Origin of the sequence: Vagococcus lutrae (genome assembly GCF_003987555.1) — a bacterium.
Classification (GTDB): domain Bacteria; phylum Bacillota; class Bacilli; order Lactobacillales; family Vagococcaceae; genus Vagococcus_A; species Vagococcus_A lutrae.
This window is the reverse complement of record NZ_NGJW01000004.1, coordinates 151496-175599: the sequence shown is the minus strand read 5'-3', so window position 1 is coordinate 175599 and position 24104 is coordinate 151496. Positions and strand designations below refer to the sequence as shown.

The following is a 24104-nucleotide window of genomic DNA, read 5'->3' as shown; positions in this document are numbered from 1 at the left end:
AAATTTGGGTTGGTTTTCTGTTATTTTAGATTACGCTTCTGTTATACTATTAACGAGTATAAAGGAGGAGAATAATGGATATTTTAACATTTAAAGAGCAGGTAGAAGATAAGCACGGGCCGTTTGCACAAGTGCCGTTAAAAGTTTTAGTAGAAGAAAAAGGAATTGACGAGGATATTCCTGTTAGTTTTTTAAGCGATTATCGTGGTATGTCGCTTGCGATTATGTGGGAAAGTGTTGGCATCGAAAATTTTGAATCGTTAGGATTAGCGGGTATTTATTATACGACTTGGGATAATATGAAATATGATGAAGAGGAACTAGCTATCCATATTCAAGATGAAGGTCGCCCAACTGTCATTATTAAAGCTTAAAAGTAAGCCCCTTATTATTGTTCTATTCAATAATAAGGGGCTTATTTATTTAGCGAATTTGTCGGTATTCAGTGGGAGTTTTTTGTGTATGTTGTTTAAATATGCGACTAAAGTAATGTGGATTGGGATAGCCAACTCGCTCCCCAATCTCTTGAATAGGCCAGTGTAAATCTGATTGAGTTAGTAATTCTTTGGCTTTTTCAATACGAAAAGTGGTCAAATAGTCATTGAAAGATTTACCGGTATCACGTTTTAACTGCTTACTTAAATAAGATGTATCGACAAATAATTGAGCGGCAACAGAAGTCAGTGTCAAATCAGGTTGAGCATAGCGCTCATTGATGATATGAATCGTTGCTGCCGACAAAGCTGACAACTGCTCGTTTTTAACTTGACTCGATGTCTGATGAAGGATTTTTTGCTCGATTTTTTGTAAAAGAAGCCTGACATCAGAAGGGGCTAAGGGTTTTAATAAATAATCAAAAACGTTTAGTTGAATGGCTTGTCTAGCATAAGCGAAATCATCATAACCACTGATGACGACAAGCAACATTTGAGGATTGAAAGTTTTTAACTGTTTAATTAAATCTAAACCATTTATATCTGGAAGGTTGATATCGACAAATGCAATCGTTACATTGGGATGCTCTTTCACTTGATTTAGTGCTTCTTTGGCAGAATCAGCTTGATAAATTGTTTCAATATAGGTTGTGTTTTTTTGAATAAGTTTGGCTAGACCTTTTCTAAAAATAGGTTCATCGTCAATGAGTAATAGTTCCATCTTTTGTCCTTTCTATCCTATCTTTTTTGGGAGTTGTATTTTTATTTCAAAGTGTGTGTCAGAAACAGAAGCGTGCATCTGAATTTGTTCGCCATATGCGTAGGCTAGCTGCATGTAGACACCGTAGAGACCAAAGCCAACATTGTCGCGACATATAATAGGTTGTTTAAAAAAGGCATTGATTTTTTCGACAGTAGTTTGGCTAGGTAGTGTACCGGTATTTTTAACCATGATAAGTAGTTGATTATTTTTTTCTGTTATTTCAAGCAAAATATCAGCTTCAGATAAGTGAGAAGTTCTGACACCATGATACAAGGCATTCTCTACGAGTGGTTGTAAAATAAAATGAGGGACAGGTGTTTCAATCAATTTTTGCGGAATAGAAGCCTGGAATTGAAAAGTCTGTTCATAACGAATTCGTTGAATAGTGAGATAGTTCTCGACATGTTGCCACTCATTTTCAATGGTAGACCACTCCTGACCATCATTTAATCCAGTTCTAAAGTAATCGCTTAGAGCTTGAATCATTTCCTCCACTTTTTCATGTTCACCACTAGCAGCTAACCATTGGACGGTATTGAGCGTATTGTATAGAAAATGCGGTTTTACTTGTTCTTGTAATAGTCGTATAGCTCGCGACGTATTTTCTTTTTGACTAGCCTCTAGCTCATCCAACATATGATTAAACTGCTTGGCCAATATCCCAATTTCATCATCTCTAATAATAGTGGAACGTATAGCTGTTTCGCGTTTGGTAATATGCTTCATCACGTCAGTCAATGACTCGATGGGTTTGATGAGAATATCTAATTGAAACAAAAAGAAAAGAAAGATCGTTCCGACTAAGATTATAAATAACCATAACATTATTTTTTGCATGTGCAATCCTGTTTTTAATAACTCACTCTCTGTTAATTGGTAATTGATTTGCCAGTTAGGTAAGAGAGGGATATGCGATTGAAAGATAAAAAGGTCACTTTTTTCATTTTTAATAGCAGGAAGTGTAGTATTAAATTGAGTATTAATTAAAGTGCCTACACCGTCATAGATGTTTAACTCTTCTGTCATTTTTTCCATCTGTATGATATTCACCGCAGCTGCAATATATTGAATATGCTCTGATGTTTTCTGAGGCAGGCGGTATAAGATAATGATGATATCTTGATTTGCTTCTTTTGAATGAAGCGCATTGCTAATAATATAGGAGCTTTTATTGTTATCTAATAGAGCTTGATAATAAGGACGCTCCGTGATATTGAATGGTGGGGTAATCCAGGAATGTGAGATTCCTTTATCATCAACTAATCGAATTGATTCATACGTCTTTTTTTGTCTTTGTTCCAGTGCCTTCGTTTCTATAAAAAAATCACTGGTTGATAAATCGTGACGGCTACCAAATTCAGCGAGCGTGGCGACTTCACTCAGTCGTTCACTGAACCAATCATTTACTTCTTTACTTTTGGCATTGACGACTTGTTGGCTTAACCGTTGATTGAGCGGTAAAATCGATTGCTTCATTTCAAAATGAACATAAGTAAATAATAAAATGAATAACACAAAAAATAGAAGTGATGAACTTAATAGGACTTTTTGTTTAATTGTTTTCATATGAACCCTTCTTCTTTAGTGAAAATAATAACAATGTACTGGATTGTGTAAAAAATGACGCATTTGTTTACAGACATCTCTATTAAACCTCTTATAATAGAGATATATGAATGTAAATGAATAGCTTTTACATAGTATAGCATGAATGGAGGAAAAGATTGATGAAAAGAATTGGCAAAAGTTTGACGAGTTTGTTAGCAATTGTACTATTAGCATCATGTGGAACTAAAGCAACAAAAGAACAAGTATTTGAGGGCACTGGAAATGGTAAACACGGCGATATTAAAGTAGAAGTGACGATGAAAGATAATCATATCGAAGATATCAAAGTCTTAAATCATGGAGAAAATAAAGTATTAGCTGAACCTGTTTATGAAGAATTAGAGCAAACTATTATTAATCAAAACTCAACGGAAGTTGATGTCGTGACAGGGTCGACTGCAACGAGTGAAGGCTACCTAGAAGCCGTAAATGATGCGATAAAAAAATCAGGCATGACTTTAGTAGCAAGTAAAAAAGTGTCAAATAAATCAGAGAAAGAACCGACTGAACAAACTTTTGATGTCGTAGTAGTAGGATCAGGCGGCGCTGGTTTTAGTGCTGCAATCGAAGCAAAAGAAGCAGGTAAATCCGTTGTTTTAATAGAAAAGATGCCAGCTGTTGGTGGGAACACCTTAATTTCTGGAGCAGAAATGAATGTACCAAATAACTGGGTACAAGAGAAATTAGGCATTAAAGGGGATTCTCCAGAAAAAATGGCGGAAGATACAATCAAAGGTGGGGATGAATTAGGTGATCCACATATGATTCAAGTCATGACGGAAAATGCTTTAGATGCTGCGACTTGGTTAAAAGATGATATTAAGGTAGAATTTTTAGATGATCAATTATTTCAATTTGGCGGCCACTCATATAAGCGTGCGTTAATACCAAAAGGGCATACGGGTCAAGAAGTTATTACCAAATTCCGAGCAAAAGCGGATAAATTAGAAATTCCGATAAAATTAAATACGACAGCTAAAGAATTGATTCAAGAAAATAATCGTATTACAGGGGTAAAAGCTGAAAACAAAGAAGGTCAAATGATTACGTACAAAGCTAAAAATGGTGTTGTTTTAACAACTGGTGGCTTTGGTTCAAACGTCGAAATGAGAAAGAAATATAATGAAAAAATGGATGAAAGCTATATGTCTACAGTAACTGAAGGGTCTACTGGAGATGGTATCATTATGGCAGAAGCCGTAGGTGCTGATTTAACGAATATGGAAAATATTCAAACTTATCCTATCTGTAATCCTAAAACAGGTGTTATCTCGTTGTTAGCTGATACACGTTTTGATGGGGCAATTTTAGTCAATCAAGAAGGAAAACGATTTGTAGAAGAATTAGAACGTCGTGATGTAATTTCGAATGCCATTTTAGAACAAACTGGGGGATATACTTATCAACTTTGGAATGATGATATTAACAAAATTTCAGGGACAATGAAAGTACATGAAGCAGAGTATGAAGAGTTATTAAAACAAAAGATGATCGTCAAAGCAGATACACTAGAAGAAGCGGCAGCATTCTTTGACATTGATATTCAAAATCTTAAAGAAACAGTAAAAAAAGTAAATCAATATGCAAAAGATGGAAAAGATGAAGAATTTAACCATCGTGGAGAGCTTGTTTCATTAGCGAAGGGGCCTTATTATATTGAAAAAGCAGCGCCTTCAGTCCACCATACAATGGGAGGATTAGTCATCAATGACAAAACTGAAGTCCTAAACAAAGACGGGCAACCAATTCCAGGATTATATGCAGCAGGCGAACTAACAGGTGTGATACATGGAAGCAACCGCTTAGGTGGAAATGCGATTACGGATATTATTGTATTTGGACGTATTGCTGGCCAAGAGGTTTCAAAATAAAAACAAACAGGTCTTATCCGGTGAGATAAGACCTGTTTTTCCATTTAGCTAGTTTGTTTGAAATAGTTTGATAATTATAGCTTACAAAAAATAAGCATAAAACAAGCTTTATTTTCTCTTTCATGTCATAATAAGTAAAAATGAATAAGTATAGTAAGGGAGGAAAAAGCGATGATGAGAGGCATTCATCATGTATCTGTGCTTAGTAGTGACGCTCAAAAAGCATATGATTTTTATCATGGTATATTAGGATTAAATTTAACGATGAAAACAGTTAATCAAGAAGAAACGAGTATGTATCATTTGTTCTTTGGTGATGATATCGGACAAGAAGGAACAGAATTTACAGTCTTTGAAATGAAAGATTTTCAAACGAATCAATTTGGGACGAATGCTATTGAGCGTGTCATGTTTTCTGTTAAAGAAGAAGAGAGTCTTTCTTTTTGGCAAAAACGGTTCGAAACATGGGGCGTTACGCATTATGGAATAGAAAATTATCATCATTATCAGATGTTGAGATTTGAAGATTTTGATGGACAACGTTTAGGATTAGTTGTGCAAAGTGATGTGAAAAATGAGCATGCTGCCTTATATCCGGATATTCCTAATAATCATCTGATACAAGGAATTGCTTTTGTCTATTTGCGTCTACGCTATCCAAGTGCAACGGGTCATTTTTTAGAAACCTATTTTGACTTTGAGAAAGTAGCCACGTATCACTTGCTTCACTTGCCAGTGACAGTCTATCGACCTAAAGACTATCCTGTCGCTCATGAACTTCATTTAATAGAAGATAAAGTGTCACCTTTGGAAATAATAGGCACAGGAGGTATTCATCATCTTGCCTTAGGAATAGATAATATAGCATCTTTAAAGAGGCTTAAAAGGGAGTTAAGTGACAGAGCCATCGTGCAATCTGAGATTAAAGAGCGCGAGTTTTTTACCTCCATTTATCTTCGAGATCCTAACCAGATTTTATTTGAAGTAGCAACGCCTCCTACTTTACATTATCAAGTAAAAAATAATGTGGAAGTGAAATGGTCTGAACAGGCGCTTGTTTTACCAGAATTTTTAGAAAATCAGCGTCAGGCTATTGAAAAGAAATTGAAGGAACAGGAGGGGTAGTATGTTAAAAGCATGGTTTACGGCAGATAAAGAGAGTAGTGAACTTATCATTACTTTTCATGGAACAGGCGGTAATATTTATAGTTTGTTACCTATCACAGGAGAAATCGCACCCAATGCGGATGTTTTAAGTTTTGAAGGAAGTTGGCAAACAGGTCGAAAAAGACGTTATTTTCCGTTACCTGAAGAAGAACCAGTGACTGCAAGCAAATTGAAAGAGTATGCTCAAGAGTTTTTACAAGAATTTGAGCAAATAGATGTTTCTCGCTATGAGAAGGTCACCGCTATGGGGTATTCAAATGGAGCTAACTATTTACTAAGTATTTTACAAATAAAGCCAAATTTTGTTGAAAATGTGATACTACTTCATCCAGCAGATTTTCAGTATGAATTTCAAGCAACGTCTAGTGATACTCGGATATTGGCTACAGTGGGAGCCAATGATTATATAGCGCCTGCAGGCCCCATTATCCAAATGCAAAAACGTCTGCAAACATTTCAGTTTCCTAATTTTAAGGTCAAGCTTTTAGACGGTGGACATGGTATTTCAAAAGAAGAAATTGATTTTTTAAAACAGTATTATTAAATAAGTGTCAAAAAAGCTGTCTTTCTTATATTAATGAGAAAGGCAGCTTTTTGACGATTTAAATAAAGGTGGTATCCACTGATTTTATGAGCTTTTTATGCGCTTCTTGAACAATCATGGCGAGTAGTTTTTCCCATAAATCATTTGAAAAATGATCGAAAATAAAAAAATGGGGGATGTTTCGCGTGTTTGGTATTTCTTGATCGGTAATAATCAGGTCGGCCTCTTGAGAATTATCCACAAAAACTAACATAGCCTTTGAAAAGTAATTAGCAATTTGATGTTGAAGCGCGCATTTATTAGAGTAGTAAGAAAAAGATTCGATTAATATATTTAATCGTGGCTGTTTTAATGGAAAGATGAGGCTACATATGACCTTCGTCATTTGCTGTATCCATTGTTGTTGTGTTTCGCTTGACCATAATGGAAAGGAAGTCGCATGAGATGCCACGATATTTTCTATATCGATCACGAGTTGAGAATGTGTATCTGGTAAAAAAGATAAAATATGAGTATGAAAATCTTCTTTGAGTAAAGTTTTTATATCTATGTGTAAAATATCAATATAACAAGTGTGTAGCGTCAACATATAAAGGAATTCATCTATTCGTAATTGTGTAAATTCTGATAATTGATGCTGTTGGAAAAAGTGGTATAACTCTGTGATTAAGGCATTGAGTGAATTTATTATAGGGTTTGAATGTAATTGAGTCAATAACGCACCGATTTGATTTCTCATACTACTAGTATCGATAGATGGAATAACTGTGCGAACGTATAGATTATAAAAAAGTAAGCTGTCAGAAGTAGGAAAATATTGTTGTGAAAAAGGATTGTTAATGATAACCATTGTCTTTAGTATCGGCTTAATTGTGTCGTGGAGATGTATATGAGATAGATAGGGATAGCGTTCTTTATACACGCGTTGTAAGAGACGTATGTAATAGACTTCTTGATTGTTGAAATCGTAAATATTAAAGCCATCATGACTAAGTAAAGGATGAAAAAGTTCTTTTTGATTAGAGACAATCTGATCTTCTAAAACATTAAAGATATCGTAAGCCGAAGCAAGGTAAAATGTCACCGGTGTTTCTTCTCCTTTTATAGTCAAATCAAAGTGTTTGCTGTCAATATTAATGTGAAAAGGATGTAATATAACATTAAGTTGCTTTAATAATTGATAACAGTGACTTTGAGAGGTGTTTAAATGAGAAGCTATAGTTAATAAGTTTGTTTCTCTCTTGAAAAATATCTGATGAAGCAATTGATACTCTAGTGAATATTTCAAATAAAACAGACAGAGTTTTTTGTGTAGCTTGTAAAAAAACGTTCATCTTCAAGATTGGAATGGAGTCTAATATATTTGCCATTGATAATAATATTGGGAATGGAAAGCGTCGATTTTTCTATGTCGTTATTTAACTCGGCTACTAATCTTGCAATAGTTCTAGTACTGTAATTTAACGTGTCTCTTAGTTCTTTTAATTCAATTTTATTCTGATATAAAATAATAGCTAACATCTTTAGTTTTGCTAATTCATTTCTTTTCAAGAAGCTGGTTATCATAGTAAACGCCTCCTTTTAAACGATATGTGTGAGAGTTAACAAATGAATTTTAACATAAAAGTGAATGATTGACTATTTAGAATAAAAGAATATATAAATAAAATAAGGGATAGAGGTAATATAACAATTTTGCATAATTAAATAGCAAATCATATTTAAGGTAATTATCGTTTTAAGTGTGATAATCATCACAGCGTATCTCTTGAATAAATATGAAAGCTATACTAAAATAATAATATAAGGTAATTAATTATTTGATTACTATTTAGTCTAATCAGAAAGGGAGCGTAGTATATGGAAAACAGTATGGGATTACCAATTTTAGGAGCACCATTACCAGAAATGAAAGCGACAACAACTCATGGAGAGATGACGTTACCAAATGATTTAAAAGGAAAGTGGTTTGTGTTATTCAGTCATCCAAGCGACTTTACACCAGTGTGTACAACTGAATTTGTTGGCTTAGCTGCAGCACATGAAGAGTTTAAAGCGATGAATACGGAGCTTGTAGGTTTATCTGTTGACTCAGTTGTATCTCACTTAAAATGGACTGAGTGGATTAAAGAGCATATGGGACAAGAAATTACATTCCCGATTATAGCGGACTCACTTGGTCGTGTCGCAAATAAACTAGGAATGATTCATGAAGCAAAAGGAACAGATACGGTTCGTGCAGTTTTCATTGTCGATGACAAGGGAATTCTTCGCACAATGATGTACTATCCACAAGAAGCAGGCCGTAGTGTGCCAGAAATTATCCGTACTGTTAAGGCATTACAATATGCGGATAAACATGGTACAGCTATGCCTGAAAATTGGCCAAACAACGATATTTTAGGTTCTGATGTATTGATTGAGCCAGCAAAAACAGAAGAACTTGCTCAAGAACGTCGTGAAACGATGAAAGACAATAAAGACGTTGAATATCGTGACTGGTGGTTTATTAGTAAGCCTATGGAAAAATAGTTTTGATCATAAAAAGAGAACCATGCGACATACAGCATGGTTCTCTTTTTATGTATAATCATACAGTTTTTGTTTTTACTATTTATCATTTATGCAAGATATTCCATTGAAAAATAAAAAAAGTGGGAGTATAATTTAATAATTGCATTTTATTTTCATTCGGATGAAGATAATTTGTAGAAAAAATTCAGAAAATTTAAGCAATTTCTGACAAAAAACAAAGGTGGTTTTTATGAAATCCGAAGAAAAAACATTTTTTGGTCAGCCGAGAGGGTTGGCAACACTGTTCTTCACAGAAATGTGGGAGCGATTTAGTTATTATGGTATGCGAGCGATTTTATTGTACTATATGTACGATACGGTTGCGAATGGAGGGCTAGGCTTACCAAAAGCAACCTCTGTAGCGATTATGTCTGTTTATGGTTCCCTAGTATTTATGTCGAGTATTGTTGGGGGATGGATGGCTGATCGCCTACTTGGTTCACGTAAGACGGTTTTTATAGGCGGGCTCTTTATCATGTTGGGGCATGTTGTTTTGGCCACACCGTTTGGAATTGCGGCACTGTTTATTTCCATGATATTTATCGTTATTGGAACGGGGATGTTAAAATCTAACGTTTCAAGTATGGTTGGTGGATTGTATGCTCCTGAAGATGTGCGTCGTGACGCTGGTTTCTCGATTTTTTATATGGGAATCAATATTGGAAGTTTACTAGCACCGATTATTGTGGGGACGTTGGGACAAACGGTTAACTATCATTTAGGATTTTTTGTCGCAGCTATTGGAATGTTAGTTGGATTAATTGTCTATTATTTCCAAGGTAAATATACCTTAAAAGAAATTGGCAAGCAGCCTAGCAATCCCATTACGGCAACAGAGCGTCCTAAAGTAATCAAAACTTTCATTTTAGCTTTAATTATTGTCGCAATTATCTTTGGAGGAGCGGCGGTTACGGGTCATCTAACGATTGATTTCTTTATTAATTTTATTAGTGTATTAGGGATAGGTCTACCTGTTTTTTATTTTACGAGAATGTTACGGTCTAAAGATGTGTCGTTAGAAGAGAGAAGCAAGGTGCGTGCTTATATTCCGCTATTTATATCAGCGATTGTTTTTTGGTCATTGGAGGAACAAGGTTCATCTATCCTAGCATTATTTGCTAGTGAACGTACGCAACAAACATTATTTGGCTTTAATGTACCAGCGAGTTGGTACCAAATTTTAAATCCGGTTTTTGTTGTCTTATTAACACCGGTATTTGTAACATTATGGACAAAACTTGGTAAGCGTCAACCATCAACCGTTGTTAAGTTCTCATTGGGATTAGTTTTAGCAGGATTGTCATTTGTTTTACTAATGTTTCCAGCACTTTTATTTGGCACTGATCAACGTGTCAGTCCATTATGGTTGATTTTTAGCTTCTTTATTATGATTTTAGGTGAGATGTGCTTGTCTCCAGTAGGGCTTTCGGTTACAACCAAGCTTGCTCCGAAAGCTTTTGAAGCACAAACATTAGCGATTTGGCTGTTAGCGGATGCCTCTTCACAAGCTATCAATGCTCAAATCTCTCGATTCTTTACACCACAAAATGAATCAGCTTATTTTGGAATTGTTGGGGCTGTGGCAGTTCTAACAGGAATAATCCTCTTCACTATTAGAAAACCTATTCAAAACTTAATGGGGAATGTTAGATAATTATCCCTCTTATAAATAGCAAAAACATCCTAGTTTCACATATAACGAGGCTAGGGTGTTTTTTGTTCAGGATTCGTTCATTCTTTTATAGTATAGTAAATCGTGATGTTGTGAAAGAAGAAATAAAGAAAACTATTTAATAATTCACTCTTTAGGCAATATAAGTTTAACTGACTCAAAAATAAGATCATTTTACTTGAAAATCAAAAAGCATATGAATTATTTTTTCTCTTTCATCATAGCAATCAGATAGTGACTAAAGATCAAATTATTGAAGATTTATTTCCACAGACGTGTCAAACAAGTGCAGATGGGTCATTCCACACGATACTATATCAGATGAGAAAAAAGTTTAATGCAATTGGAATTAAAGATGTCATTGGTTATAAAGGTGGCATCTATTATTTAAATATTGAAGTTCAAAGTGACATTAAACAGCTTGAATCTCTACTTGATTTGACGCCGAATGAAGAACGGATACATCAATTATTATTATTGTACAAAGGGAAATACTTTGAGGGATTTTCATATAGATGGGCACAACAATATGGGAAAATAATACATACAAAGTGTATTAAATGGGTAAAAGATGGGCTACATCTTGAGACATTATCAAAAGATATATTGAATCAATTATTAATTTTATTTGAAGAGGACTATTTGACTGATTTATCATTGTTAGAAAAACTGGTAGTAAATTTAGACAGACAGAAAGAATATATTCAGATAAAGGCTTTACTTTTAAACACTCAAAAGTATTGGGAACACTATAATGTTCTTTTTCCATTAGATTTTGAGAAGTCGTATGATGAAATATACATAAGAAAATAAAGAAACTGAACGAAAAATGAACTTGGTTTCATTTTTCGTTCAGTTTCTTTGCTTATAATATACTTATAATAAAAAATCCGCAATTAAGTCCTTTTTTAGTTTAATTATAGTATTCTTTATTAGGGAGGACTATGTGAATGGAAAATAATAGGAAATATCTTTTTTTGTTTTTTTTAATTATATTAACTGTATTTAGATTAATTTGGTTTATGAGTTATCAACCAAATGAGCCACTTGTTAAAAATGGGAAAGTTCATTATAAATACGAAATGAATGATAGTATCAATTTAGATGGAGAGTGGCTGTTTTATAAAGATAAGTGGGTGCTGCCTACTAGAGATAAGACTAAAACGAGTCAAACAATAGAGGTCCCTCAAAGTTGGAACCGTCACTTTACAAGGAATCAAGATGAATATAAGGGGACCTATTATCTAAAAGTCACCGTGCCTGAAGAAGAAATGCATTTAGCTTTATATACTGGGAATATAAAGGGATTAAGTAATATATTTATTGGAAATGAATTAATTTACAGCCAACTAAATGAGGGGAAACAAAGAGAATTTTCACCACGTATTTTTAATTTTGAAAAGGAAGAAGGAGAAAATCAACTTAAAATTGTTGTTCAAGTCGTTAATACTCCTCATCAAGCAGGTGGTATCGTTCGAAGTATGAAACTTGGCCCACAAGAATACATTGAACACAAGACAGTGTTAAATCGAAATTCTGAAATTTTCACAAGCACAATACTGTTGATTGTAGGTCTCTTCTCTTTAAGTTTATTTTTTATAGCTAAAATTAATTCGGATTATTTACATTTTGCAGGAGTCTTTTTAAGTTTGGCTTTTTTATATATGTTAAGTACGGGAGAAAAAGCAATCTTTTACTATATTACTTTATCTCCTCAACAAAAGTTAAAACTAGAGCTTTTTTTAATAATGTTGACAGGAACTTCTTTACTGAAGTTAGTTAAGAACAATAGTAGAAATTATCGTTTATCACTTCTGGATAAAATTGAAAAAACTTATTTTATGATCAGTATAGTACTACTATTGTTACCAATTGATTTGTTTTTACGTGTTTATGGACTATATTTATGGATATTTATAGGTGTATTAATTATATCGATTTGGAATATTTTAGAACTAGAGCATATTAATATGACGTCTAGAAGGGCTCTATTGTACTCTTTACTTTCAATGTTTCACCATATGATTTGGTGGCGTTTCGTAGTTGGATCAAATTATTCACTACCCCATTATCCATTTGACATTGTTTTATCTGTATTTTTCGTATTGATTGCGTGGGTAAAAAATTACGAGCATTTATTTTTGAAAACAAAAGAACTAACCAATGATTTGGAGAATATGAATCATACGCGCGAAATATTTCTCGGAAGGGTTTCCAGAGCTTTACAAGTACCACTAAATAGTATGAATATTTTATTAGATAGTATGGTTCAACGAGAGAAAGTTAATCAAGATGAGATAACGATACCTATAGATGAATTTCATCTGTTGAAAAATATAAATCTAGAAGTAAACAATTTGATAGAAAATCTAATGGGAATGACGCGAATGTCAGATGTTAATCACATTGAAAATACACGCTTTATATCAGTCATTGATAAAATTGAATATGTCAGCAGTCTATCTAAACATGATAAGATGTATAGTCATATTAAACCTATTTTAAATATGGATGAAAATAACAATTCTATTGTTGCCAATCCTCAAATGTTTATTCAAATTTTATTTCAAATCTATTCGATTGCGAAAAAAATTGAAGGAACAAAAAAAATATATTTCGAGAATAAAAAAGTTAAAAAAGAAATTAAAATTAAGATCATATTAATTAATTCCGATATAGATGATGAACATGTTCAATTTGTTAAGATGACACTTCATGAGCCGAATTTAGCTCCGGTATTATTTGATTATACATATGGAGTTGAAGTACGTTTGATTCAAACACTAGTAAAAAAACAAGATGGTCGATTAGAAATTGAACGAACTTCTTGTGGTCTAGTGTTCAATCTCTATTTTCAACACACAGAAGTTGAAAAAGAAAAAGAACATTATAAAGAAAGAATTCGTCATTTGGAATATTATCAAGAACAGAATAATTTTGAAGGAAGAGGACGAGTTTTAGTCATAAGTGATGATTATTTGAAGTTGTTGACTTTAAAAAAGTCATTGATGAATGATGGTTATATTGTAAGAACAATGGAATCAACTGAAAATATGTATGAAACTATTCGTTCTTTTAACCCTAATATAGTTTTGATGGATGCTATTTTAAAGACACGAAATGGTTATCATATGACGGAGGTTATTAGAAAAAAATATCAACGTATTGAATTGCCAGTCATACTCATATTGACGAATGATTATGAAATAGAGATAAAAAATATCTATCATTGTGGAGCTAATGACCATATTGTTTTCCCATTAGATTATACTGAACTGACAGAAAAAGTCGGTAATTTATTATATACACAATCTACAGTAGAAGAGTCTTTAGCCTATGAGATTTCATGGCTACAAGCACAAATCGAGCCTCATTTTTTGTTTAACACTTTAAATACGATAGTTGGCTTATCTCAATTTGATGAAGAGAAAATGTATGTTGTTTTGGATGCCTTTATTGAGCTGCTACATGCAAAGTATAATTTGAGTAAACCCGATCAGCTTATCACATTAGAACAAGAGCTACATTTGGTAAAGGCTTATAGTCAAATTGAAGAGATTAGGTTTGAGGACAAACTATCTATTGTATTTGATATAGACACTCAATTGAATCTAAGAGAGATAAAAATTATCCCTCTTGTATTACAGCCTTTGGTAGAAAACGCGATACGTCATGGTATTCTACCCAAAAAAGGAAAGGGTTCAGTTAAGATTTCTATTTATAGTAGAGAAAACGAAGTGATTATTCAGATTTCTGATGATGGGGTAGGGACCAATCAGACACTAGAGGAGATATTACATGATAATTCTCAGAAAACAGGAATTGGATTAGTTAACACTTATGATCGTATCAGAAAAGTGTTAGATGCAGAGTTTATATTTAAGTCTGAAAAGAATATTGGGACAGACATTTTGATTTTTTTGAAAAAAGGTGGGATAGATAATGAGAGTGATGATTGTAGATGATGAATTAATTGCCATTAAGATGATGGAAAAACTGATTGGAAATTACGAACAGTTGAAGATAATCAAAAGTATTTCAGATCCAGAAATCGTTTTAAATGAAATAGAAACATTAAAGCCAGACTTATTATTTTTAGATATCAATATGGGAAGTTTATCAGGTATCGAGTTAGGTAACTATCTTTCTGAAATGTTTCCTGAGATGAAAATAGTTTTTGTCACAGCTTATTCTGAATATGCTGTGGAAGCATTTGAGCTCAATGCTATTGACTATTTATTGAAGCCAGTGTCTAAAAAAAGATTTGATAAAATGATGGAAAAACTAAGTATGTCAAATATGGTTAGTTTAGAAAATCAAAAGTCTTTTTATTTTGTAGTATTTGATGAGGGATCTATTTATAATTCAAATGGACAAGAAGTTTTGTTAAGAACCAAAAAAGCATATGAGATTCTTTTTTTACTGAATCATATGAAGGATAAAAGAGTCACAAAGGATAAATTGATTGAATTATTATGGCCAGATCAATCAAAAGAATCCACTACGATGATGTTACATACGACAATTTATCAAATAAGAAAACATTTTAAGGAATTCTATAACCAGAATCCTATTAAATATCAAAAAGGAGCATATTACCTCAATATAAATATAAAAGACGATATAAAATATATCGAAAAGATACTAGCTAATAAAGTATCACAACTAAATAGTCATCACTTAGTTAAAATTTATAAAGGTAAATATTTTTATTATAATGATTATTCGTGGGCATCTGAATATCGTGAGGCATTACATTTAAGAGTGATTCACTACCTTATTGAAGCTATACAATATGATTTAATTGCTCTACCTGATTTAAAAATAGTAATGTTGCGTTTTTGGGAAGATTTGGTTTTGGAAGAAAAACACATAGATTACATTTATCATTATTATAAACGTCATGGACTTATCGTTGAAGCTGTTAAATTTATAAGAGAGACGCGTTCTTTTTGGGAAGAAGAATTAGATATTCCTCTTCCTCAAACGCTTAGTGCATTATTAGTTAGATAAATGATGATAACGCTTATTAGAACATTGTAATAAAGGACTATCAAGATTATTATATTAGGTTATCACTGACGATTAACTATTCGAAAGTGATAGCCTTTTTTATATCAAATTTATTGTTCAGAAAAAGTTCATTAGCTAGATGCTATGATAAAAACAAAAAGAAAGGAGTTTTAGAATGAATCGAAAAATTAATATTTTTTTAGTGATAGTATTAATTGCTTCACACTTAATAGGACCATTTCAATTATTAAGTGTGAAAGCAGAGGAACACCTTTTTGATGTGAAAATGGACACGGTTACAGATGAGAAGTTAGATGTTATTGACGTTAGTTTTAATCCTAATAAGGAGTGGGATAAAACAGTTATTGAGTTAGACTCTGAAACACAGTTCATCTCTTCATCTGTCGATGGACAAGAGAACGTTGAAGATCTTTCTTACAACGAAAAAGAGCATGAGGTCACAATAGAAAGTAAAGAGCCTATTAAAAATCTAAAGTTATTTTTAAAGACTCTTTCGCACGAGGTACAATCAATCAAACTTACGGGATATCTTGAGAATGAAATAATAGCCTCTACTCATCATCAGTATAAGACGCAGGTGGAAGAAACAGAAGATTTCAGTAGTATACCGCCGGTGGAAGTGACAGAAACAGCAAAAGAGCAGGTTCAAGAAGAACCTTTAATAGAAACTGCTCCGGAGTTACAAAGGGACTTAAGAATCACAGCAATAAATCCCAAAGTCGAATCTGGTACCGACGCATTATTTAAATTGATTTTTAAAACAACGGGCTCTCAAGTTAAGTATCAAAATGCTAGAGTCGTTGTTGACCTTCCGCTATCTAAACATATTACCTTTACCCAAGACTTAAAAGAACTTGCGATTGAGAATGTTATTCCAAACTTTAATAAGGATACCAATCAATTAGAGTATCACTTTGACATGTTACCATCTGGAATCACGTACGAGAAAATAATTAAAGTGAGTACTGAAAATGGTTACTTAGAGAATAACAAAGAGTTAGAAGTTAAGAGTAATTTAATCTTACAAACGGCAAAAGGTGAGAAAAATCAAGTAGATCGTGCAAAAAGTAAAATTAATGCTTCTAATTCTGTCACAATGAGCAAAAAAGTAAGTAAAACAGAACGAGGTGGCAAAGCTTCCATTCCAACTTTAAATAGTTGGATTGAATGGGAAGTCAAAGTTAATATCCCATATAAAGAAACCGGGCAAATGTATTTGAAACCTGGTAGTAAGATTATAATTGAAGACACTTTACCATCAGGAATAAGCTTTGAAAGAATGAATACGAATTACAATTATCAACCCAAAATCTCAAAAAATAAACTGACCTGGGAATTCGTAGCACCATCTATTGAGGAGCAATTAAATAGTAAAAACGGATTATTTGATATTACTTTAAAGTTTTGGACAAAGGTCAATGATAATAAAACATTAATAAATAAAAAACTCGTTAATAAATCAAATGTTAACCTTACATTTATAGATGATAAGTATTTGACTCCTGCTGCTAAAGCAGAAGCAAATATAACAATCGTTGATTCTGCAGGTAGTACTGGCGAAGATAAAGGTAATCTTGTGTATACATCCCATTATGGTCCTGCTGATGGCAATGGCGCAAGCGGTGATAACGACACAAAGAACCCTAATCCTACAGTTGACGATGCTGCAATATTACAATTTAAACATAATATATGGGGATTTTATTATGCCAAAGAACATGATCTAAAGTCATTTAAGGTTACGTATACAATTGATGATAATCTTATTTTAGAAACTTTTAGAACCCCAGGTGATATGTGGAAATTTGCAAGAACCAATGCAGAGTCTAGCGAAAATATCCCATTACCAGTCGAACCACAATATGATATTGTGATTCATTATATTGAAAATGGTAAAAACGGAAAAATAACTTTGAAAACTCATGAAAAAGGAAAAACATATACAAGAAATGAATTGGGCTTAAAACCTAATCAACGCGTAACTAAAATCGAGTATGAGTTTAAGGAACAAATACCACAAGGATTAGCTATAACTAATGGCTATCCAGCTAGATACTATTTTTCAGTGAAAAAAGGGTATACCGGAGAAGTAAAAAATAAACTAGATATGACTGGGGAGTCTACTTTTAATCCTAAATTAAGTTCTACTAATAAAAATAATTATAAAAGTGGATCTTACCATAAATTTGATTATAGAAAGGATTTTCCGGAATACTATGAAGGTTCTAAAGATGCTGCAGGTGATCGTACTGCAAAGATAACCAAAGTAAAAAATAATAAAGCGCCAATATCAGAGATAAGCGTCTCATTATTAACTCATCAAAATAATAAAGTCGATTCTGGTTCAAATCGTATGAAGCTGACATTAAAAAATAATAATGCTTCAACAGGCTTAATACAAGGGCCAGTCGAAACAGTGGTATTGTTGCCACCTGGTGTGACTTTAAAAGATAAACCAAACGCTAGCTACACAGGGTATAAAAATAATAGTACTAATGGAAACTATCAAATTTTAAATAACAATTATAACAATAGTGGTCGACAGCTTGTAAAAGTAACTTGGGATGATGGTTATATTCGAAAAGGTGATCAGGTTACAGCAGAGCTAGATGTTAACGTCTCGAAAAATGCTCCACAAATGCTTTATTTTGATATTTACGGTTTCACAAAGAATGAGTCGATGAAAGTTCCAAATTCAACAAATGCCTCTATCACAGATACTATCCTACAAAAAGATATGGATGAAGACTTGAATAACGATAATAAAAAAGACCAATTACGTCTAAAATCTGGAAATTTATATTATCTAGTGGGTGAATACGATTTACAAACAGAGAAGTTTGTAAAATCATTAGACGGGGATTGGGATAAAATGGCTCGAACACTTCCTGGAGAGCGTATCGATTATAAACTTCAATTGACAAATACTACAGGTAAAGATATTTCTGCACTTACATTAATTGATGTTTTACCATCAATAGGAGATATAGGTTTGACGGACAATATTGCACGTGGTAGTCAATTCACACCGAGTTTGAACGGACCTATCAAGATACCTAAAGAATGGGAAGGGAAAGTGGCTGTATATTATAGTACAGCAAAAAACCCAAAACGAGATGACTTAGTAAGAGAAACAATTTATCCTTCAGGAACTATTCCACTAAGCAACCCTTCAAATGCAACCAATCCAAATTGGCAAACAGAAAAAACAATAACGGATTGGAAAACAATTCATTCCTTTAAGATTGAATTGTTACCAGGAAAAGAATGGATTAAGGGTCAAGGACTAGAGATATTGTTTGATATGACCGCGCCGAAAGTCTCAGAAGTTAACAATGATCGATTATTTAATACAGATGAAGATATCGCGTCACGAGCAGCATATAATTCCTTTGCGGTTGCAACAGATACAGGTCAACCAGTTGAACCATATCAAGTAGGTGTATATATGGATGCAGGTAGATTAGAGTTATTAAAAGTCGATGCCGACAATGAGCAAATAAAGTTAGCAGGAGCCCAATTTGAATTACGAAATGAGAATGGAGATTTAATTGAAACATTGGAAACAGATTCCAATGGCCATGTTATTTCAAAACCATTAGATTTGGGGAATTATACACTACATGAGATCAAAGCACCAAAAGGATATTCATTGTTAACAAAACCTATTTCTTTTGAGATAACTAAGGATTATTTAAATATTGAGCTAAGTATAGAAAATAATAAGCAAGGTTGGTATTTACCTAATACCGGAGGAATCGGCACAACAGTCTTTTATGCCCTAGGTATTATGGTAATGTTAGGATCGCTAACATTATATATTCGAGCAAAACGCTCAGATCTTAATTAATGGAAGTTAAAGAAATAGAAGTATTTCTTCTTCAAAATAAAAAGACATAAAGAAAGGAAGAACGTAATGAAGATTGTACAAAGTATATCGCTAAGAATATTCTTAGTAGCAAGTTTAGTATTATCTGTATTTGTTCCAAGTCTAACACAGGCTTATACGTTATTAGGCAATGCAGAAAATCCACAATTAACGATCCACAAGTTCGAACAAGAGCCCCTAGGAGATGAATTCGGTGATCAGGATCCACCTGAAGATGAAGACTTTTATGCTAGAGCATTGCCGAACAATGGAGCACCAGGAGATGGTACTGCCGATCAATATAAACCGGCGGGAATTACACCTCTTGAAGGTGTCACATTTACACTGACTAAGACGCATCACTATAATGCTCAGACAGATACTTGGACAGAAGTATTTGGAGATGACAAGGTTACTATCGAAGCAACGACCAACGCAGAAGGAAAAGCAATATTTACAAAAGAAAATGATTTGGAACTAGGACGTTACGAAGTAAGAGAAACTGCTGGTCCCGACCATGTCATTTTAAACAATGAAGTATTTACAGTAGATATTCCAATGACAAATGTAGAGGGCGATACTTTAAATTATGATGTACATATTTATCCGAAAAACGAAACAATTCGTGGAGATATCGAACTTATCAAAAAAGATGAAAATGGTAACATCTTAAAAGGTATTGAATTTGATTTATATCATGAAAACGGAGAAAAAGTAAAAGATTCTCAAGGTACAGATATTAGTCCGCTATTTACTAATGAATATGGAAAAATTGGCGTAACCGGATTAGCAGCTGGTAAATATTATTTCCAAGAAAAAACAACAGATAAGAAATTGGCATTGAATACGTCAAAATTAGCATTTGAAATCCGCAAAGATGCTTCAGGTCAAGAAATTGAAGTGCAGTGGACTCCTCAAGATAAATATTTAACAGATAATGGGGAATTTACTAACTACAAAAAACCAGAAATAAAAAAAGATGTAGAAGAACAACAACATCTTCAAGTTGATCGAGACAAAGCTTATACCTATAACTTAACTATCAATACACCTAAAGATATTGAAAACTACGGCTTATTAGCAGTAACGGATACATTAGATAATCGTTTAGAGTATGCAGGTAGTTGGGATGTAGTGGGTACAGAGAAAGATAACATCCAATTTACACAAGAAGGTCAGACTCTTATCTGGGAAGTGAAAGACTTAAGTAAGTTGATACCTGGAGAAGATATAAAGATTAGTTTTACATCAAAAATTAAAAAAGATGCTGTTTTAAAACCAGAGGAAACAGGAATACCAAATACTGCGAAATTAGATTTTGACAATGATAAAGGCTCTTATACTAAACCAAAAGATCCAAACAATCCACCGTTAACACCACCGGAAGAACCACCAACGACACCACCTGTAACAGTTGATCCGACAGAAGGTGGATTAAAAGTGATTAAGGTAGATAAGAAAGATCCTTCTATAAAATTAGAAGGGGCAGAGTTCAAACTTACAACGGACAAAGAAGGTAAAGATGTTGTCGTTGCTACTGGAACTGTTATTGAGGTTAATGGAAATACTCATGAAGGTAATTTAGAAAAATTAGTAACTGGTAAAGATGGAGAAATTGCGATTACAGGTTTGACGCCAGGAACTTATTACTTACACGAGACAAAAGCTCCTACTTATACAAATGAAAATGGTGAAGTAAAACCATATCGTCTATTAGCAAAACCACTTGAAGTAGAGGTTGAAAACAAAGTACATGATAAAGCTGTAACAGTAGAAAACTCTAAATCTGGTTGGGATTTACCAACAACAGGTGGAATGGGTACAATGCTATTTACTGCAGCAGGTTTAGGCTTTATGCTTCTAGCATTCGCTTTATATAACCGTCGTGAAGAGGACCCAGCAGTATAATGAATTGAGTTAATTGAAAAGAAAGAATTCTAATCATTAGTGATTAGAATTCTTTTGTTATAAAGGAGGTCTCTTATGCGTAACAATAAAGTCATTATCTTATTGCTCATGATGGGACTTGCGATTTTTTCGTATCCATTTATTGCCAATTATGTATCGACAACAGGACATGTGAAGCAGATTGAAAATTATGATGAAATTATGAAAGAATTGGATGAAAAACAAAAAAAAGATGCCGAGCGACGTGCAAAAGAGCATAATGAAAAAATAAAAGAAGAAGAACAAGAATTTATCGATCCTTTTGATAATGGTACAGAGAAAGCGGGAAGTAAGAGTTATTATGATGCATTAAATATTGGAGAGGTTATGGCTGTACTCGATATACCCAAACTTGATCTACATTTACCAATTTATCATGGTTCAAATGAAAAAGTTTTAAGTAAAGGTGTCGGACATTTAGAAAATTCTGCTTTGCCGGTAGGTGGTGAAGGGACTCATTCTGTTTTAACCGCTCATCGTGGTTTACCGAGTGCAACGTTATTTCGTCATCTTGATAAGTTAGAACCTGGAGATGTATATTTTATTTCTGTTTTAGACGAAACCTATGCGTATGAAGTTCAGGAACAGAACATCGTATTGCCTAATGAAACAGATTGGTTACAACAAGTTGAAGGTAAAGAGTTATCTACATTATTAACTTGCGAACCGTATATGATTAATACGCATCGTTTGTTAGTGACAGGCGAGAGAGTACCATATGAAGAAGCCAGAGAAAAAGTATCAACTAGACGAGCACCTAAATTAGATCGATTAATGGTTATTGGAGTCGTAATTTTATTTTTATTCATTTTGATGGTTCTCATAACAAAAAGGAGAAAGAAAAATGAATAAAAAAAGGAGAAAGAATACATCGTTGTTATTTTGGATTTTTTTAATTATAGGAGTGTTCTTATTAGTTTTTCCGCATGTCGTGCGTTACTATCATCATTTTAAAAACGAAAAAAGTTTTCATGAATTCATGATTAGTAATGATGCGTTAAGTGATGAGGAAGTAAGTGAGATGATGGATAGAGTAAAACAATGCAATGCTAAGATAATGAAAGATTCCTCAAGCTTTATGGATCCATTTGATTCTAACCAAGAGAATGTAAAAAAAATGAAAGACTGTTTAGGAATAAATAGTGATGAGATGTTTGCTGTTTTAGAGATACCAAAGTTAGATTTAGTTGCACCGATCTATTTAGATGCTACAGATGAAGCACTCGATAAAGGGATTGGTTTAGTAGAGGGTTCTTCTTTACCAATCGGAGGTGAAGGGACTCATACAGTTTTGGCTGGACACAGAGGTTTATGGACACAAGAAATGCTGATGTATGTCGATCGAGTAGGGGTAGGAGAATATTTTTATATTCATACTATGTCTGAAACGTTGTCTTATAAAGTTTATGATCAATCGATTATTTATCCTGATGAAACAGAAATATTAGAGATTCAACCAGGAAAAGATTTAGCAACACTGATTACATGCCATCCATTAGGAGGAAACACGCAAAGGTTACTAATACATGGTGAGCGTACTGTTCGATAACGATGTTTATTCTAAAAGATTAACGTAAGCTAGACAGAAGACTGGATGAAAGCAATTTAAAAGTGTGGACATCTCCCCCTTTAAAGTATTAGTAATTTTAGACTCGTTATAAGAATAAATGTCGATCGTTATACAGTTAGTTAAAAAAGATTATTAATATTTGTTTGATGTCTAGCTTACATTAGTTTATTCACATGTTCAGTCTTTGTTCATACAACTTTGTTATAATAATATTAAATGATACAGTATTTAAATATAGTTTAATAATAATGGGGTGACCGAAGTGGAAGAGACAGGTAATTTCTTTGAAGAAAATATTGAAAGCTACTTGCCTAATGAAATGAATGAACAAATCAGACAAACAATTATCCATTATTTTGAAGCGTTAAAATCACAAGGAAAAAAAATATTAGAAGGATTGACTATTGAAAACTATCAAGAGATGTTAGCGCGTCTCGTAGGTGTTGATCGAAAAATGCAAGTGTTATTTTCTTTTTTAGAGTTCAATAAAAAGAATCCTAAAGTAGTAGAAGCTATGGATATTGTAGAGCTTGTTGAAACAGATTATGTTAAATACCATTGGGATCAATATTCAGAAACTTCATGCGATTTCATGACGAAAAGTTTATTTTACAAAGTAGAGTAGACGTAGTGATACTTTTAAAATTTATCTCAATTAAACAATAAGATTTTTTTAAACTAAAGGTAAATTTTGTGACTCGTTGTTAAATAGGGCTGCTGAGTCAAAAAGAAATTGAAAGATGAGTGGAACTTGTTCCATTCATCTTTTTATTTTACTTCTAATGAGGTGAGTCATCATGAATATTCTTAATTTCATGTTCTCAAATGACTTAGACCCGTATGGTGCCAGTTTTAAGATTTTAATATGTCCATTTTTTAGCTTCAATCTTTGTCTTATCTTTTCTATCGTCACGCTTTTGTGTTTAATGATAAAGGATATGCCGCTGCTATATCTGTTGTTCTATTATCGATTACCTTACTAATTACGGTAATACAGTTTATGTTCCAGAAAAAATGGGTTCACTATTAACGATTAACTACCCCTTGTAAAG

The 24104-nt window shown here is 33.2% G+C and carries 18 protein-coding genes and 1 pseudogene; 14 read left to right on the top strand and 5 right to left on the bottom strand.

Annotated features, from left to right (window positions below; translation table 11 throughout):
* Nucleotides 1–74 precede the first annotated feature (74 nt).
* Nucleotides 75–374 carry a hypothetical protein gene (locus CBF33_RS04525; RefSeq protein ID WP_126762006.1) on the top strand — a complete coding sequence of 100 codons (300 nt, stop codon included), beginning with the start codon at nt 75–77 and terminating at the stop codon, nt 372–374.
* Between the two features lie 49 nt (nt 375–423).
* On the opposite strand, the gene CBF33_RS04520 is transcribed toward CBF33_RS04525, so the two are convergent.
* On the bottom strand, nt 424–1155 hold the full coding sequence (locus CBF33_RS04520; protein ID WP_126762004.1) for a response regulator transcription factor: 732 nt from the start codon (nt 1153–1155) through the stop codon (nt 424–426).
* Between the two features lie 12 nt (nt 1156–1167).
* Nucleotides 1168–2763: a sensor histidine kinase gene (locus tag CBF33_RS04515; protein WP_126762002.1), complete on the bottom strand. Its 1596-nt coding sequence runs from the start codon at nt 2761–2763 to the stop codon at nt 1168–1170.
* Nucleotides 2764–2924: 161 nt separating this feature from the next.
* On the opposite strand from CBF33_RS04515, the gene CBF33_RS04510 reads away from it, so the two are divergent.
* The 3 genes from CBF33_RS04510 (at nt 2925) to CBF33_RS04500 (ending at nt 6387) form a co-directional block, all read left to right on the top strand.
* Complete coding sequence (locus CBF33_RS04510; RefSeq protein ID WP_126762000.1) at nt 2925–4676, top strand: flavocytochrome c; 1752 nt, start codon at nt 2925–2927, stop codon at nt 4674–4676.
* A 171-nt stretch (nt 4677–4847) separates the two neighbouring features.
* The gene (locus CBF33_RS04505; RefSeq protein WP_126761998.1) at nt 4848–5801 is read left to right on the top strand and encodes a VOC family protein; all 954 of its coding nucleotides are present in this window, start codon (nt 4848–4850) and stop codon (nt 5799–5801) included.
* Nucleotide 5802: 1 nt separating this feature from the next.
* Nucleotides 5803–6387, top strand: coding sequence for an alpha/beta hydrolase (locus CBF33_RS04500; protein WP_126761996.1), 585 nt, complete (start codon nt 5803–5805; stop codon nt 6385–6387).
* Nucleotides 6388–6445: 58 nt separating this feature from the next.
* On the opposite strand, the gene CBF33_RS04495 is transcribed toward CBF33_RS04500, so the two are convergent.
* The 3 genes and pseudogenes from CBF33_RS04495 to CBF33_RS04490 all read right to left on the bottom strand — a co-directional run bounded on the left by CBF33_RS04495 (nt 6446) and on the right by CBF33_RS04490 (nt 7953).
* Complete coding sequence (locus CBF33_RS04495) at nt 6446–7471, bottom strand: hypothetical protein (protein ID WP_244919686.1); 1026 nt, start codon at nt 7469–7471, stop codon at nt 6446–6448.
* Between the two features lie 48 nt (nt 7472–7519).
* Nucleotides 7520–7651 (bottom strand): annotated as a pseudogene (locus CBF33_RS09695) (helix-turn-helix domain-containing protein); the annotation flags it as partial.
* 20 nt (nt 7652–7671) lie between these two features.
* Entirely contained in the window at nt 7672–7953 is a 282-nt protein-coding gene (locus CBF33_RS04490) for a helix-turn-helix domain-containing protein (protein WP_126761992.1), read from the bottom strand.
* A gap of 294 nt (nt 7954–8247) precedes the next feature.
* Here CBF33_RS04490 and CBF33_RS04485 point away from each other — a divergent pair, with 294 nt between their 5' ends.
* From CBF33_RS04485 to CBF33_RS04440, 10 genes are all read left to right on the top strand, one after another.
* Complete coding sequence (locus CBF33_RS04485) at nt 8248–8919, top strand: peroxiredoxin (RefSeq protein WP_126761990.1); 672 nt, start codon at nt 8248–8250, stop codon at nt 8917–8919.
* A gap of 232 nt (nt 8920–9151) precedes the next feature.
* Complete coding sequence (locus CBF33_RS04480; RefSeq protein ID WP_126761988.1) at nt 9152–10615, top strand: peptide MFS transporter; 1464 nt, start codon at nt 9152–9154, stop codon at nt 10613–10615.
* A gap of 252 nt (nt 10616–10867) precedes the next feature.
* Nucleotides 10868–11446 (top strand): hypothetical protein, encoded by a 579-nt coding sequence (locus CBF33_RS04475; protein ID WP_126761986.1) that lies wholly within the window; start codon nt 10868–10870, stop codon nt 11444–11446.
* A 137-nt stretch (nt 11447–11583) separates the two neighbouring features.
* Nucleotides 11584–14598 (top strand): histidine kinase, encoded by a 3015-nt coding sequence (locus CBF33_RS04470; protein WP_126761984.1) that lies wholly within the window; start codon nt 11584–11586, stop codon nt 14596–14598.
* Complete coding sequence (locus CBF33_RS04465; protein WP_126761982.1) at nt 14576–15646, top strand: response regulator; 1071 nt, start codon at nt 14576–14578, stop codon at nt 15644–15646. Before CBF33_RS04470 ends, CBF33_RS04465 begins: the two co-directional genes overlap by 23 nt.
* A gap of 175 nt (nt 15647–15821) precedes the next feature.
* Nucleotides 15822–19517 (top strand): SpaA isopeptide-forming pilin-related protein, encoded by a 3696-nt coding sequence (locus CBF33_RS04460; RefSeq protein ID WP_126761980.1) that lies wholly within the window; start codon nt 15822–15824, stop codon nt 19515–19517.
* A 66-nt stretch (nt 19518–19583) separates the two neighbouring features.
* Complete coding sequence (locus CBF33_RS04455; protein WP_126762048.1) at nt 19584–21443, top strand: SpaH/EbpB family LPXTG-anchored major pilin; 1860 nt, start codon at nt 19584–19586, stop codon at nt 21441–21443.
* A gap of 75 nt (nt 21444–21518) precedes the next feature.
* Nucleotides 21519–22334 carry a class C sortase gene (locus CBF33_RS04450; protein WP_126761978.1) on the top strand — a complete coding sequence of 272 codons (816 nt, stop codon included), beginning with the start codon at nt 21519–21521 and terminating at the stop codon, nt 22332–22334.
* Nucleotides 22327–23031, top strand: coding sequence for a class C sortase (locus CBF33_RS04445; RefSeq protein WP_126761976.1), 705 nt, complete (start codon nt 22327–22329; stop codon nt 23029–23031). Before CBF33_RS04450 ends, CBF33_RS04445 begins: the two co-directional genes overlap by 8 nt.
* A gap of 283 nt (nt 23032–23314) precedes the next feature.
* The gene (locus CBF33_RS04440; RefSeq protein ID WP_126761974.1) at nt 23315–23677 is read left to right on the top strand and encodes a DUF7006 family protein; all 363 of its coding nucleotides are present in this window, start codon (nt 23315–23317) and stop codon (nt 23675–23677) included.
* Nucleotides 23678–24104 lie beyond the last annotated feature (427 nt).

Coding starts and splice junctions, on each gene's coding strand:
- CBF33_RS04525 (WP_126762006.1), top strand. CDS start 75: ATGGATATTTTAACATTTAAAGAGCAGGTAGAAGATAAGCACGGGCCG.
- CBF33_RS04520 (WP_126762004.1), bottom strand. CDS start 1,155: ATGGAACTATTACTCATTGACGATGAACCTATTTTTAGAAAAGGTCTA.
- CBF33_RS04515 (WP_126762002.1), bottom strand. CDS start 2,763: ATGAAAACAATTAAACAAAAAGTCCTATTAAGTTCATCACTTCTATTT.
- CBF33_RS04510 (WP_126762000.1), top strand. CDS start 2,925: ATGAAAAGAATTGGCAAAAGTTTGACGAGTTTGTTAGCAATTGTACTA.
- CBF33_RS04505 (WP_126761998.1), top strand. CDS start 4,848: ATGATGAGAGGCATTCATCATGTATCTGTGCTTAGTAGTGACGCTCAA.
- CBF33_RS04500 (WP_126761996.1), top strand. CDS start 5,803: ATGTTAAAAGCATGGTTTACGGCAGATAAAGAGAGTAGTGAACTTATC.
- CBF33_RS04490 (WP_126761992.1), bottom strand. CDS start 7,953: ATGATAACCAGCTTCTTGAAAAGAAATGAATTAGCAAAACTAAAGATG.
- CBF33_RS04485 (WP_126761990.1), top strand. CDS start 8,248: ATGGAAAACAGTATGGGATTACCAATTTTAGGAGCACCATTACCAGAA.
- CBF33_RS04480 (WP_126761988.1), top strand. CDS start 9,152: ATGAAATCCGAAGAAAAAACATTTTTTGGTCAGCCGAGAGGGTTGGCA.
- CBF33_RS04470 (WP_126761984.1), top strand. CDS start 11,584: ATGGAAAATAATAGGAAATATCTTTTTTTGTTTTTTTTAATTATATTA.
- CBF33_RS04465 (WP_126761982.1), top strand. CDS start 14,576: ATGAGAGTGATGATTGTAGATGATGAATTAATTGCCATTAAGATGATG.
- CBF33_RS04460 (WP_126761980.1), top strand. CDS start 15,822: ATGAATCGAAAAATTAATATTTTTTTAGTGATAGTATTAATTGCTTCA.
- CBF33_RS04455 (WP_126762048.1), top strand. CDS start 19,584: ATGAAGATTGTACAAAGTATATCGCTAAGAATATTCTTAGTAGCAAGT.
- CBF33_RS04450 (WP_126761978.1), top strand. CDS start 21,519: ATGCGTAACAATAAAGTCATTATCTTATTGCTCATGATGGGACTTGCG.
- CBF33_RS04445 (WP_126761976.1), top strand. CDS start 22,327: ATGAATAAAAAAAGGAGAAAGAATACATCGTTGTTATTTTGGATTTTT.